The sequence below is a fragment of the Spirosoma luteum DSM 19990 genome, assembly GCF_000374065.1.
Taxonomy (GTDB): Bacteria; Bacteroidota; Bacteroidia; order Cytophagales; family Spirosomataceae; genus Spirosoma; species Spirosoma luteum.
Genome location: NZ_KB893277.1, coordinates 1 through 13,953 on the forward strand (window position 1 = coordinate 1; position 13,953 = coordinate 13,953).

Sequence of the window (13,953 nt, forward strand, 5' to 3'; positions counted from 1 at the left end):
AGGGCCGTCAGACCCATGTGCAGATTTCACCCAACTAGGTGCAGATTTCAACCAACTAGGCGCACATTTGGTACATCGGGCCAAAAAAGCAGAAAAAAAATAAGTTATTAGTTCTTTTTGCTGGGGGGATCTGTCCGCCGTTGCTGGCACGGGCACCAGGGGCGGGATCAGAGTCAGTCAACAATAACGCTACTCGGCGAGGCCTTACTAGGGTTCAGGGCCGGGTGCCCAAAGCCATGGAGCGACCGATTAAAACAGAAAGCCGGAATCAGTCAGCCACGTTGTCTGCACCACCTATCGGCGGGGATCGTTGGACGTGTGAATGCTTTTCAGGAGGGGCCACTGCCGAAACCGTTCATTTAAACGTCTGATTTCATCTCCTGAATTCAAGAAACATAATGCTGTGGGCGGGCAAGGCAACTCTCCCCTTTTTTATTTTTTTACCGCTAATAACAGGTATGCTGTCATCAAGTGTCAATTGTAGTTCCTTGTCATTCAGCTTTACTTTTTTGGTGATCAATTCATCCGCGGTGAGTACATACTGTATGGCTCCATCAGGTATTGTTACCACGGTTGCCATTTCATTGGTATTTAGGATTAAGACACTTTTTCCTCCTGGCTGTTTTTTTGAACTGTGAACGAACAGATCAACACCGGGCTCTAAATTTCCCCCATCAAAAACCTGGCTCCCCATCAGCTTACTCCAGAGTAAAGCCGCCCAATAGTTCGGTCGTGGGTTATGGGTATCATCATCCAGTAACGCATATTCGCTTTGTGCCAATGTGTTATGCATCACTACCTGCACGCCTTTCTTAGCCAGGCGACCCAGCTGCTCCAGGTAGCGAAAACTATCAATAAACGTAGCCGCCCAGGGGTTACCTCCACAGGCACTTTCGGCCGTTTCGGTGAGCCAGATTGGGGACCCTGGATTATAGTTATCTCTTGCGTGCTGGTAAAATTCGAGTCCTTTTTCGGTTTTACTCAGCCATTCAGCCGACAGGGCCGATTCAGGTTTCTGACCACCACGACAGCGTTGTGATACCGTACCGTAGTAGTGATACGTAAACACATCAAACGTGGGTTTGGGTGACGGTGATAACAGCGCATCGACCGATAGGTCCAGGCCCGATGGAAGGATGCTTTCACCCGTAGAACCCGGACCAAGGATAGTCATGTTGGGCGCAGCCGTGGCTACAAACGATTTGAAGAGCGCAAATTCCTGGGCAAAATTGACGCCATTGTAGCCTTTGGGCGCATCTCCATGGGAAGCATGGGAAGGCTCATTAAAGAATTCAGCCGCATTGATTTCTCCCCCAATTGTTTTGGTATAATCCAAAATGGCCTGTATTTGATCAGGCTGCCATGTCCCGTTTTCATCCCGCATGCCATCGCTTATAGGAAACGACGTTACTAATTTACCATCTACAGCCTGGCAAAAATCGACCACTCCTTTCCATTGCTGCCTGGTGAGTATGTTTTTGAAACCACTCGGCGGGCTGGTCAATGTAGGCTTATCGTTGTTTTGAAAATAGACTCCGTTTGCCCAGGTGCCACTCACCCGTACATACGTAGGACCCAGGGCTAAGGCTAGGTTCCGTAATTTTTTTTCGTATAGATTAATTGGTTTAATCCCCCATTTTAAAGCGGCAATTCCTGTTTTATTGGTCTGTTTCCGTACTGAATCTATTAGCCGATACGGTATCCAGAAGTCGCCACCAATCACCTCACACATTTCAACATTGAAAGACTGATATCGCTCACTAACGTTGCCGATGAACTTCATCTTCGTCAGGTTGATCGTATTTTGTTTTGGGCCAGCGGTTTTCTCAGGTATCCCATTTTGGGCATAACTTATCAGGCTAACCAATGTCAACAAATAAACAAATACTGACTTCTTCATAAAATGTAAGGGTTCTCTGTGTCTCAATAGATAACGGGTTGGTTTTTAACTCCGCAACGTTGTCAAACACAGGTTTGTCCACCATCGACAACCAGTTCTGCCCCCGTCATAAATGAAGAATCATCACTGGCAAGGAATAAAACGGCTCTGGCTATTTCGCAAGCTTCACCAGCTCCTCCCATTGGGTTTTGTTCCTGAATCGCCAGACGTCCCTGTTCACTAACCAGGAAGGGTGCGGTTAGTTCGGTACGAGTGAATCCCGGATGGATAGAATTTACTCTCAACTTAGCTTTTGCATACTCACTGGCAGCAGCTTTGGTCAGTAGTCTCGACCCTCCCTTGGATGCTGTATAAGCCGGATGGATGTGCGCTGGTGGCTATAAATCCTGCCGTAGAGGACATGTTGATGATCGATCCTCCACCATTCGCAATTATGTTGCCAGCAACGGCTCTGGTGCCTAAAAACTGACTGGTTATATTCACCTCCAGTATCTTTTGAAAATCGGTTTATGGAATATTTTCCCAGGCATCGGAACGAATGGGTATCCCCGCATTATTAAAGAGGATGTTTATTTCCCGAATGCACTGATAGTAGCATTGACAACAGTTTCCCCATCCTTTTCGGAGGATACATCCTGTTTGAGCGCTGATACGTTTCCGCCTAATTGGGTAATTTCATCGGCAATACTAAAGATTTCTTACGTAAAGGGGTTTTATCCCTATTCAACAATGACCCGGACGCGGTCCAGATTCTGGATACGCGTAAATCGGGTTTTCACATCGCCCTCCCGTTGTGCCGCTACCCGAAGGGATGGGAAGTAGGTACCTGGTTTGGTAAAGGTGTACGTTGACTCAATCCGTACGCGGGAACCGCTTTTGTCGGATGGTTTGAGTTGGGCAGGAACGGGGAAGGCATCTGAGGTGTCGAAGTTCCAGCCATGAAGATCACTCGTGTCAAAGCCACCCGGTAACCCCTCAAAATTCCAGACCGCCTTCACGACTTTACCCTTGTTTTTTGGTACGGCTACCTCGGCGGTGAGGGTAACGGGTTGCCTCACTTTCACCACGGCTCGTTTGCCGCCATTGGCCAGTACGCTGACCACCGGCTGAATGCCCCCGCGCTCGTCCGCCGTAGCGGGCAGGACGACCTGCCCGTCTACGATTGTATAGTTGGTGGTGGGGGCCGGTTCAATACCTTTTTCAACCCAGGCACTCAGGTCCAGCAACGCCTGCTGGAGCACCCCCAGATAACTTACCGTCCGGGTAGGGTCATCCTCAATGGCCACGTCACCGTGCAGGGCATGGTCGGTGTACCAGAGTCGGAAATTCTGATCGGTTTTGTCGCCCAGATTCTCCTTCACGCGGGAACGGTACCAATCCGCCTGCCACGCAAACGCTTCCCGATCCCAGCGTGATTCGAGCAGGATCATCTTACCGGTAAACTTACCTGTCGGTAATACACCAGCCGCTCCCCGGGTAAAGAGGGGGCCTAAAAGCATGGGGCGTTGAGGATAAATCGGCTTCCCGGCAGCATCCCGAAACTGGTCGTATACAGCATATTCTTTACTGGGCACCTGATGGCGGTGATAGGTTTGTACCGCCAGGAAGTTGGAATTGTCTACCTGTACGCTGTCACCCGGTTTTACTAGAGCCAGTAATGCCGGATCGACCGGGCCAAGAATGACCTTGTCACCCGAAATTTTCGTAAGCTGTATCGTTTTACCGGCTGCGGCCCCACTTTTGATCAGCAGGTCACCCCCCATAAAATTTATGTCAGGCAACTCGTTTTGCAGTTGAAACCCAACGGGCATTGCCCCTTCCACCCCGCCCAGACTTTTCCAGGCGGCATCGGCCGTGCCCCGGTCCTGCGCTGACATCGCCTTCATTAAGCCTGCCGCTACAGCCTGGTCACCGGTAACACCGGCCTTTATGGTACTAACTTGCTGAATACGCGCTTTCAGCAGGGAGGCCGGTGCGGTGGCCCCCAGGTAGCCGGGGGCGTTCCAGAAGTCCTTGTCGAAATAGGACGGATCGATTCGGACAATACTTTGATACAGTACCAGAAACCCATGGATACCCATGGTCTTGTAGCCAAACCAGGACTGGGGCGGAAAGCCCATTTTGGTTGCCTCCTGTAATGCTTCTTTTTCTTCCTGATTCAGCCCCGCATACATGTCGCCACTGCCACCGGGTTCGAGAGCATCAATGATCTGAGGAAGTTTATCGTGCAATACCCGCATGGCATTCATCCGAACCGTAAAGACGTTGGGAATAGCCATGGGAGAACCCAGCACATAGGGCACGACGCCATCCCAAACGCCCTCCGTATTCTCAATACCACCTACTGTCCGATACGCCCCACCACTGCCCCCAAAGGCGTAGCCAAACGGACGCTTACCCCCATAGAGCTGGGCCGCGATCACCCGTGAATACTCAGCCGATGCCGCATTGGCCCGGTAGGCGCCAATACTCGCGTCCCGGGCTTGTGGCCGGGCAAAATCGATTTTGCCCCCTTCATTAGTTTCAACAAAATAGGCCCCGTGCGTGACCGAAAAGCCAATCTTATCTTCCTCACCGGAGGCTCCCTGGGACAAATTTTCATTGTCGGGGAAGGGGGTGATATATTGAAAAAAATGGCCCTGATAGGTTTCTTTGGGCGGGAAGTAAAACGAGAAACGAGCCTCCGTTCCGGTAAAACCACCATGTACGTACCGGTGGCGCACCGGTTTATCCCGCCACTCATCTATATCCACGTAAGGCTGGCTAAACAGCGTGTCTTTGGTGGTATATTTTTTAGCCAGTTCCGCGCTTTGCTGGGGCAGGTTGTTCTGCGCTTGACCAAGGGACGGATAAGCGCTCGTCGCCCATAACACGACGAAAAGAAGACGGAATGACTGCATAAGGACTGATTTCATCGGTTTACCATTGGGTTAAAAGGGCTATTCGGTGGGTTGGGAAAGGCTAAAGACCAGTTGCTCATTTGGATAACGTCTTTACTCGGTTGTCATCACCGCGACGGGTGTTGCCAGCGACGCCTGTATATGCTCGTCGACGGCCCGAAGTCCGCTGGGCGTGCAAAGACTTCGGATGTATTGGCCGGTCGTATGGATCATTAAGGCCTGGGCTGATAAACCAAACCGGTTAAACGCTTCGCTCCGAACCGCAGTCTGGTGAAGCACCAGTACACTTTGTAGCGCAACTTGGGGAAGAATGTCGTCCCGAAAGGCTCCCTCGTCTATGGCCTGGTGCATAACGGACAGAAAGTACTGCTCAAATTTTGGCCCAATCACAGCATTCACGTTCTGTTCCAGCTCGGGGTAGTAATCGTGCAGATCCTCGTAGAAGACTTTATTGATCTGGTACTGCTGCTCTGTGGCCAGTTGCCAGATCGTAAAAAAGAGACAGGCCGCGTTTTCCCCGGCCGGGAGGTTTTCCAACAGTTGGTACTGCTCGCCGTGGTAGCGATACAGGACTGCTTCCAGAAGCTCTTCTTTGTTTTTGAAGTACTTATAAACCGTTTTCGTTGAGATGTTTAGCGACTCAACGAGCTTCTGGATGGACATTTGCCGAATGCCATACCGTAAGCATAGGTTCAGTGAGGCTTGTAAAATTTCGTCCTTCATGGGAGCTTGCTATGGAAAATATAAATCTCTCTTTATTTTCCATAGCAAAGAAAGAGGAAAATATTTTTACAAACAAATTTTCCTAGTGATTTTAAGGAGCTTATGGGGTACGAATAAAAAGCGGCCAAGGCACATCAGCACGTATAGCCTGGATGCATTCCTTCGCACCAAGGGCCTGCTCAGGCTGTAACCCTACTTACTGGATGTCGGGTTGGCTCTGTACATCCAGTAAGTAGGGTAATTCTGCAGAATCGTTCCTTATTTTTAGGGGATTAGTACCCAGTGAATGCTTCGTTCCCACGTACCAATAGGCCCAGGCCATTAGCACAACTTGAATCCCGATTCGCACCAGGCTACTCCCCAAAGCGGGATCAGCGGTCTGGTAGAAATCCAGTGTTTGGGGCAGGTGAATCAACAGCAGGTAGACCAGCAACATCCCGATGAGCAGCATAGCCGCTAGTGGGCGCGTTCTAACCCAGATCAGACCAGCCCTAAGCCAATTTCAACCAGGCCGCTACCCATAATCAGGAACATCGGGGCTGGTAGCTAATCAGATACATGATCAAATAGGTAGTCGGTTTGATCAAATGGGCCACTCCCATACCCATGTAAAAGCGACTATAATCCGAAGCAATACTTTTTTCATCTCAGATAAAGGTAAATGTGTCGTTTTGGGCTGACTAGCAAGAAGATGAGTTATTAGGTTAATACGAGTGGCGTAGTACACACCGACCAGGAACCGCTACCCAATGGTACACACAAACAAATTTACCCCGCGGCCTTCGTGCAAAACCGGGACGATGTAAGGGCGAACAAGGCCAATTTGAGGCTGAATGCTTTACTGCTTGTTCTGTAATTCCATAGATATACAGTCAGGCTTAAAATTACCATGTTGATCCATTACCTTTAAGATTGCATTGCACGCATTATTTATAAAATCTGACATTCATACTGCCCTCAGTTCGGCTATTTTGTACCAAAACACACTCTATCAATCCAAGCCTCAGATCAGGTTGATAAACAAGCAACGTCTATGACCGATACGCCCTCTGAACCCGTTGCCTCCTGGGCGTCCCTTTCCTGGGCGGCCCTTTTCGATATGGATGGGGTGCTGATTGCCAACACCGACTTTCACATTAATGCCTGGCTACAGTTTGCCCAACAGCATGGTTTCTCCCTAACCAAAGCCCAGTACGTGGAAAACATCAATGGGCGCGTGTCGGCTGATGCGATGGCGTACGTGTTCAGGCGGCCTATCTCGGCGGGTGAGCTTATCACACTGACCGAAGAAAAAGAAGCAATTTACCGCGAACTCTACCGGCCACACCTCCAGCCAACACCCGGTCTGATGGCCTTCCTGAAAGCGTTGCAGGAGCAGCGTGTACCGGCAGCCGTGGGCACATCGGCCCCGGAAAGCAACGTCCGGTTCACGCTCGACGGGTTGTCCCTTCGCCCTTATTTCAACGCGATAGTAGATGCCAGCATGATTCAGCACGGCAAGCCCGACCCGGAAATTTACCTGACAGCCGCCCGCATGGTAGGCATTGAACCCACACACTGTGTCGTCTTCGAGGATGCGCTGGCCGGTATCGAAGCAGGTCTTCGAGCGGGCATGGCTGTAGTAGCACTGGCTACTACCCACACCCGGGAGGAATTGGCCGAAACGGGTGCGTCATTGATTGTCGATGATTTCACCGGGTTGACAGTACGGGATGTTTATCAATTAATCGCCCGGTCGTGACCGACTGCCCCACCCGGATTCTATACCTTTGTCAAAAATAGCAGCATCAATCGTTACTCGTTTGGCTTATTCATCTGATACCCCCATCATTCCGGCCCGCGAGGGCTTTTTCTTTCCGGCCGAGTGGCACCCGCACGTCGCTACGTGGCTGAGTTGGCCCCATACCGAAGCTTCCTGGACCCGCGAACGGCAGGAGTTAATGTTTCCGGCTTATATCGACTTTATCAAGGCCATTGCCGAAAGCGAACACGTTTGCATTAACGCGCACAACGAAACAGTGATGCAGGCAGCTAAATTACGCCTGCTCCTGGCCGACGCCGACCTGTCTAAAATCACCCTCCTGCCCCACCCCACCAACGACTCCTGGTGCCGCGACCACGGCCCGGCGTTCCTGATTAATCCCTCCACGAAAGAGCGGATGATTGTTAACTGGGGCTACAACGCCTGGGGCAACAAATACCCGCCCTACGACCGCGACGACCTGATTCCAATTGAGATTGCGCATTACCGAAAACTGGATTACGTAACACCCGGCATTGTTATGGAAGGGGGCTCGGTCGAGTTCAACGGCGCGGGTACGGTGCTGACCAGCCGGGCGTGCCTGCTCAATCAGAACCGGAACAGCCACCTTACGCAGGCCAACATCGAGCAGTATCTGTGCGACTATTACGGGGTTCAGCAGGTGCTTTGGGTAGAGGAAGGCATCGTGGGCGATGACACCGACGGGCACATTGACGACACGGTTCGCTTCGTGAATGAAGACACGGTCATTGCGGCTTACGAGTCAAATGAGAACGACGATAACTACCCGTTTTTGCAGGAAATTCACCACGAGTTGAAGCAGATGCGGTTACTGAACGGGAAGCAACTTAACATTGTTGAACTGCCCATGCCCGACCCCGTCTGGAGCGACGGGTTGCGCCTTCCGGCTTCGTACGCTAATTTCCTGATTACCAATGGGTCGGTAATTATCCCCACCTTCCGCTGCAATAAAGACCAACCCGCACTGGACATCATTGGCCAGTGTTTCCCCGACCGTAAAATCGTTGGTATCGACTCTACCGACATCGTCTGGGGCCTCGGCAGTTTTCACTGCCTGAGCCAGCAGGAACCAGTTGTTTAAATGATGTCGGATTGAGAATTTGGTATGTCGGATGTATTTCTTCCTACGGCCATACATCCGACATACCAAATCTCCAATCTGACATCCCAAATCTCTTCATCGTGTACGATACCAAAACATTTCGCTCCGTTACCAATACCAGCAATGGCGAGGTGAGTGACGATACGCTTTTCCACTATCACCAGCAGGGTAACATCGTCTGGGCTGAGTACAGCGGGGGCAGCATTTTAAAAGGGTTTCTCCTTGCCACCGTGCAGCCGGATAACAGCCTGGATATGCGCTACCAGCACGTTAACACCCAGGGTGAACTAATGACGGGTATCTGCCAGTCTACCCCCGAATGGCTGGCCGATGGGCGCATCCGGCTGCATGAGCAGTGGCAATGGACCAGTGGCAATCACTCGTCGGGGGAGTCAATTATCGAGGAAGTTTGAGCGGTATACCGCCAGCCGTCTGCACCCTCCTTTTCGGGCGTAGTGAAATACGGCTGATTGGCCAATAAGCTCATCAATGGTATCGTTTCCTATACGAAGCGAATGTTTTTATCGGTGAATTTGTTTTCCCTGTATTTTAAAATCTCTTTTGTCAGACGCTATGCGCCATTGTATAGGCGGTTTTTTATTGGCTCTTTTTGTAACAGCCTGTAAAACGACCGCGCCGGTTGTTGTTCAGCAAACCCCTCCAGAACCAGTCCTGCTGACTCTGGGGGCCAAACCCTTCACGACCGATGATTTTTTTCAATCGTTTACCAAAAATCAACTTTCGGCGGATTCATCCCTGCGAACCGATATAAATGATTATTTTACGTTATACACCAATCTAAAACTAAAAGTACTGGCTGCCGAAGCCAAAGGTCGGGATACAACGGAGGCTTTCCGTGAGGAGATGACTACCTATCGCAAGCAGTTGGCACAGGCCTATTTAACCGATAAACCACTGATTGAGTCACTGGCTTCGGAAGCGTACCAGCGTATGCAGCAGGAAGTCAACGCAGCGCATATTCTGATTCCCGTGGCCGAATACGCCCTGCCAGCCGATACCCTCACCGCCTACAAACAGGCACTGGCCGTACGGAAGCAGGCACAGAACGGAACCGATTTCGCCAAACTGGCCCTCGACTACTCAAAGGATGCAACAACGGCCCAGAAGGGCGGTAATCTGGGCAATACAACCGCCTTTGGCCTTATCTATCCGCTCGAAACAGCCGCTTACACAACGCCCGTTGGAGCCATTTCGCAGCCGGTTCGTACCCGATTCGGGTACCATCTCGTTAAAGTCAACAGTCGCCGACCGAGTCGGGGCCGGGTACGCGTAGCCCATATCCTGGTGCGCCTACTCCCCGATGCCGACGAGCCGGGTCAGCAGGTTGCTAAGCAGCGAATTGACGCGATTTATGCCCGTCTGCAAAAAGGAGAATCCTTTGAGGTAGTTTGTCATGACGTGTCCGACGATGCTACTTCCCGAAACAACGGGGGTGTTTTGCCCCCCCTGGAGCCGGGACGCTGGGTTCCTGCTTTCGAGGATACCGCCTTCGCGCTCACCGCCCCCGGCGACTACTCGGAACCCGTACGGACAAACTACGGCTGGCACATCATTAAACTCATCGAACGCAAGCCGCTGGAGTCTTATGCCACGCTGGCTCCTTCCCTGCGTCAGCGCGTTACAACCGACAGCCGGGCCGATTTAGTACGGCAAACCACCATGCAGCGGCTGAAAGGCACCTACCCGGTACAGGAAAATACCGCCATACGGGATGCGGCATTCACCAAAGCCGACAGTAGTTTGCTGCGCGGCCAATGGCGGTACACGGAACCACTCGATGCGGCCCTGCAAAATAAACTGCTGGTTACTATCGCGGAGAAGCCCTACACAGTCAACCAGTTTTTCGATTATGTACAGCAACGCCAGCAGCCGCAGCGAAACCCAGCCCTGGCTCCATCAACCAGCGCGTCAACCAGCAGCAATGCCCTGGCAGGCTCCCCGGCCGTAGCCATGCATCGGCTGTTCAACCGGTTTGTGGGCGACCAGCTGCTGGCGACCGAAGAAGCTAACCTGGACAAAAAATACCCGGAGTTCCGGGTACTGATGAATGAAATCCGCGACGGTGTACTACTCTCGCAGGTGATGGAAGAAAACGTGTGGGAACGGTCGATGGCCGATTCGACGGGGCAGCGTCAATATTTCGAGCAGCACAAAGCAGCGTATCAATTCCCGGAGCGGGCGGTGGCTACCATTCTAACGGCCTCCACGGACAGTCTGCTGAAACAGGCGACCCTGGCCCTGAACAGCAAACCTCCTTACCAACTCCGGCGGTCGGCGGTGCCACTGCCTTTCGCTAAAAATCAAACTACCCTAACCTCTGAGCAACGCGAAACCCTGGTTGAGTTACTGGCCGTAATGGGGCAAAATCCCGGCTATGTGGTGGAGGTTTCCGGCTCACACGACCCCACCGAGCACGACTCTGTTTCGGCAGGGCGCATCCGAACGGTTGTAAACTACCTGCAAAAAAATGGCGTTCCCCTCATTCGTGTTATGGAGAAAGATTACCAGGGTGCCCGGCCCGGCGTTCGGGCCGATGCCCAGCATAACGTGACCTTCCAGTACTTCAGCAATGCCAGAGAGGATGTTGTTAAGGCCCTTACCAGCAAACAAACAGGACCAGCTACCCTGACGGTCAGAGAAGGCACGTTTGCCCAGGGAGACAACCTCTACCTCGATTCTATTGACCGGTGGAAAGTGGGAATAACCACCCTGCACAAGGATGGAAAGGCCATAGCGGTTATCATTAACCGAATCGAACCGCCCCGGCCTAAAACGTTTGCCGAAGTACGGGGCACGGTCATAAATGCCTACCAGGCCATACTCGAAAAGCAATGGCTGGCGCAGCTTCGGCAAACCTATCCGGTAAAAGTCAATGCAGCCGAAATGCAGAAACTAGCGAAGTAAGTGCCTGTTTTTGCTACCCTTCTCCCGGGTATGCATCCCCTGGAAGGACCACTTAAAATTTCTTAAAACACAAACCACATACCGTTCTGTGCGTATCTTTGAAACTATGAAAAAAGTAATTGGTCATTTGCTTATTGCGCTGGCTGGCTGGTTTCTAACCACGCCCACCTTCGGTCAGGGACAGGGAACTAGCCTCAACAAAATAATTGCCAAAGTAGATAACTACTACGTGCTGCACTCAGACCTGGAGGAAGCCACTCAATCCTACATTGGTCAGGGCCAGAAAGCCCCTCAGAAGTGTCAGCTGCTGGAAAGCCTTGTCATCAACAAAATGATGCTGGCCAAAGCAGAGATTGACTCGGTGGTGGTAGATGACAAGATTGTGGACAGCGAACTCGATACGCGGATGCAGTACATGGCGCAGCAATTCGGGTCGGAGAAGAACATCGTCGAAGCGTACGGCAAAAGCCTGGAAATGCTCAAAAGTGAACTGCGCCAGCAGGTAAAAGAGCAGAAGATCGTGCAGAAAATGCAGCAGAAAATCACGGCTGACGTGAAAGTAACCCCACGCGATGTTCGTAAGTTTTTTGATGGTATCCCCAAAGACAGCCTGCCCTATATGCCCGCCGAAGTAGAAGTGGGCCAGATTGTTCGAATTGCCAAAGCGACTAAAGAACAGAAAGAGGCCCTCCGCCAACGGCTGCTCGATTACAAAAAGCGCGTAGAGGGCGGTGAAGATTTTGGGGCGTTAGCCAAGCAGTTTTCCGAAGATGTGAGTTCTGCCGAAAAAAATGGCGACCTCGGTTTCGCCAAGCGCGGCATGATGGTGGCACCTTTTGAGGGAGCAGCCCTGAGACTAAAACCCAACGAAATGTCGGATGTAGTTGAATCCGACTTTGGCTTGCACCTGATTCAGCTGATAGAAACCCGTGGTGCCGAATACCACGCCCGTCACATTCTGCTTCGTCCTGATTACAACCGCCTGGATATGACCGGTCCAACGCATTACCTGGATAGCTTACGGACGCAGATTCAGATTGATTCGCTGAAATTTGAAAAAGCAGCGCACGATTTCTCCGACGACAAAAACACCGCCGATGCGGGTGGATTACTTCGCGACCCGCAGTCGGGGGGCAGTCGACTAGCCATGGACGGCAGTATGGAATACGCAATGTTCCAGATGCTCGATACCATGGCCGTAGGAACCATTTCGCCCCCGCTACCCTACCGGACGGAAGATGGTAAAAGCGGGGTACGGTTATTGTACTTCAAAAGCAAGGTTCCTCCCCACACCGCCGATTTCTCGAAAGACTTTGAGAAATTGCAAGGCATTGTACTCCAGAACAAGAAGAACCGGGCCATTGACAACTGGTTCAAAAAGTCGGTTTCTGACGTGTACATAACAGTTGACCCCGAATTTCAGGCCTGTAAAATATTTGGCACCACCCAGGGCAGTGCCTCTACACTCAGCGGAGGAGGAAATGAATGATAAATGAAGAATTATGAATGATGAAGTAAATTCGCTGCCTAATTCATAATTCGTCATTCATCATTATATAATTCATCATTTATAATTCAAAAACCTGTGCCTTACACATCAGATGTTGCCGCTGCGGAAGCACTCACCCGCTCGTACGAAAAATTAAAAAATGAAATCGGCAAAGTCGTCATTGGTCAGGACGAAACAGTTCGACTGCTACTGACGGCCATTTTCTGCCAGGGGCACTGCCTGCTCGTGGGGGTTCCGGGACTGGCCAAAACACTCTTGATTCAAACCATTGCCGGCGCGCTGGACCTTGATTTCAACCGGATTCAGTTCACGCCCGACCTGATGCCATCGGATATTCTGGGTTCTGAAACGCTTGACCAGGAACGTAACTTCAAATTCATCAAAGGGCCGATTTTCGCCAATATCATTCTGGCGGATGAGATTAACCGGACTCCACCCAAAACGCAGGCGGCCCTGCTGGAAGCCATGCAGGAATATTCGGTTACTATTGCCGGGCAGAAATATAGTCTGGGTCGTCCTTTCTTCGTGTTAGCTACCCAAAACCCGATTGAGCAGGAAGGCACCTATCCCCTGCCCGAAGCGCAGCTAGACCGTTTCATGTTCAATATTTACCTGGATTACCCGTCCTACGCGTCGGAACTGGATATTGTTAAAAGTACAACATCCGACCAGCGGTACGAAGTACAGCGCGTCGTTACGGGCGAAGAGATTCGGGAGTTCCAGCACCTGGTACGCCGGGTACCGGTGGTCGACAATGTGATTGAGTACGCCGTTAAACTGGTGCACAAGACCCGCCCTAATACCGACATGGCCTCGGCGGATGCCAATCAGTATCTGGAGTGGGGTGCGGGGCCCCGGGCTTCGCAGGCCCTTATCCTGGCCGCCAAATGCAATGCGCTGCTGGTGGGTAAGTACTCCCCTGATATTGAAGATGTAAAGGCCGTGGCTATGCCTATTCTTCGCCACCGCGTAGTGCGAAACTTCAAAGCGGAGGCCGAAGGCATTTCCGTTGAGCAATTGATCAAACGGATGATGTAAAAACAGTCGTCCAGTTAGTGATTTGATTAATGAGTCGGGAATTATACCTTCATCAGCCACTCCCCGACTCAT

12 protein-coding genes are annotated in these 13,953 nt (G+C 51.5%); 6 read left to right on the top strand and 6 right to left on the bottom strand.

The window, feature by feature from the left end; translation table 11 throughout:
- Positions 1-373: 373 nt before the first annotated feature.
- The 6 genes from B156_RS29640 to B156_RS0121235 form a co-directional block, all read right to left on the bottom strand.
- The gene (locus B156_RS29640) at positions 374-1,900 is read right to left on the bottom strand and encodes a hypothetical protein (RefSeq protein WP_018621796.1); all 1,527 of its coding nucleotides are present in this window, start codon (positions 1,898-1,900) and stop codon (positions 374-376) included.
- Positions 1,901-1,962: 62 nt separating this feature from the next.
- On the bottom strand, positions 1,963-2,265 hold the full coding sequence (locus B156_RS31010; protein WP_084757830.1) for an SDR family NAD(P)-dependent oxidoreductase: 303 nt from the start codon (positions 2,263-2,265) through the stop codon (positions 1,963-1,965).
- Positions 2,201-2,392 (bottom strand): SDR family NAD(P)-dependent oxidoreductase, encoded by a 192-nt coding sequence (locus tag B156_RS32660; RefSeq protein WP_084757834.1) that lies wholly within the window; start codon positions 2,390-2,392, stop codon positions 2,201-2,203. The genes B156_RS31010 and B156_RS32660 overlap by 65 nt, the downstream gene beginning before the upstream one ends.
- 227 nt (positions 2,393-2,619) lie before the next feature.
- A complete protein-coding gene (locus B156_RS0121225) occupies positions 2,620-4,815 on the bottom strand; it encodes a hypothetical protein (RefSeq protein WP_245563795.1) in 2,196 nt (731 codons plus the stop codon).
- A gap of 78 nt (positions 4,816-4,893) precedes the next feature.
- Entirely contained in the window at positions 4,894-5,523 is a 630-nt protein-coding gene (locus B156_RS0121230; protein WP_018621798.1) for a TetR/AcrR family transcriptional regulator, read from the bottom strand.
- A gap of 196 nt (positions 5,524-5,719) precedes the next feature.
- Positions 5,720-5,974 (bottom strand): hypothetical protein, encoded by a 255-nt coding sequence (locus B156_RS0121235; protein ID WP_018621799.1) that lies wholly within the window; start codon positions 5,972-5,974, stop codon positions 5,720-5,722.
- 582 nt (positions 5,975-6,556) lie between these two features.
- On the opposite strand from B156_RS0121235, the gene B156_RS0121240 reads away from it, so the two are divergent.
- The 6 genes from B156_RS0121240 (at position 6,557) to B156_RS0121265 (ending at position 13,881) form a co-directional block, all read left to right on the top strand.
- Complete coding sequence (locus B156_RS0121240; protein ID WP_018621800.1) at positions 6,557-7,264, top strand: HAD family hydrolase; 708 nt, start codon at positions 6,557-6,559, stop codon at positions 7,262-7,264.
- Positions 7,265-7,325: 61 nt separating this feature from the next.
- Positions 7,326-8,387 carry an agmatine deiminase family protein gene (locus B156_RS0121245; RefSeq protein ID WP_018621801.1) on the top strand — a complete coding sequence of 354 codons (1,062 nt, stop codon included), beginning with the start codon at positions 7,326-7,328 and terminating at the stop codon, positions 8,385-8,387.
- 101 nt (positions 8,388-8,488) lie between these two features.
- Positions 8,489-8,821: an avidin-fold protein gene (locus B156_RS0121250; RefSeq protein ID WP_018621802.1), complete on the top strand. Its 333-nt coding sequence runs from the start codon at positions 8,489-8,491 to the stop codon at positions 8,819-8,821.
- Between the two features lie 160 nt (positions 8,822-8,981).
- Positions 8,982-11,333 (top strand): peptidylprolyl isomerase, encoded by a 2,352-nt coding sequence (locus B156_RS0121255; protein ID WP_018621803.1) that lies wholly within the window; start codon positions 8,982-8,984, stop codon positions 11,331-11,333.
- A 106-nt stretch (positions 11,334-11,439) separates the two neighbouring features.
- Positions 11,440-12,822 (top strand): peptidylprolyl isomerase, encoded by a 1,383-nt coding sequence (locus B156_RS0121260; protein WP_018621804.1) that lies wholly within the window; start codon positions 11,440-11,442, stop codon positions 12,820-12,822.
- A 96-nt stretch (positions 12,823-12,918) separates the two neighbouring features.
- Positions 12,919-13,881 carry an AAA family ATPase gene (locus tag B156_RS0121265; protein ID WP_018621805.1) on the top strand — a complete coding sequence of 321 codons (963 nt, stop codon included), beginning with the start codon at positions 12,919-12,921 and terminating at the stop codon, positions 13,879-13,881.
- Positions 13,882-13,953: the final 72 nt, after the last annotated feature.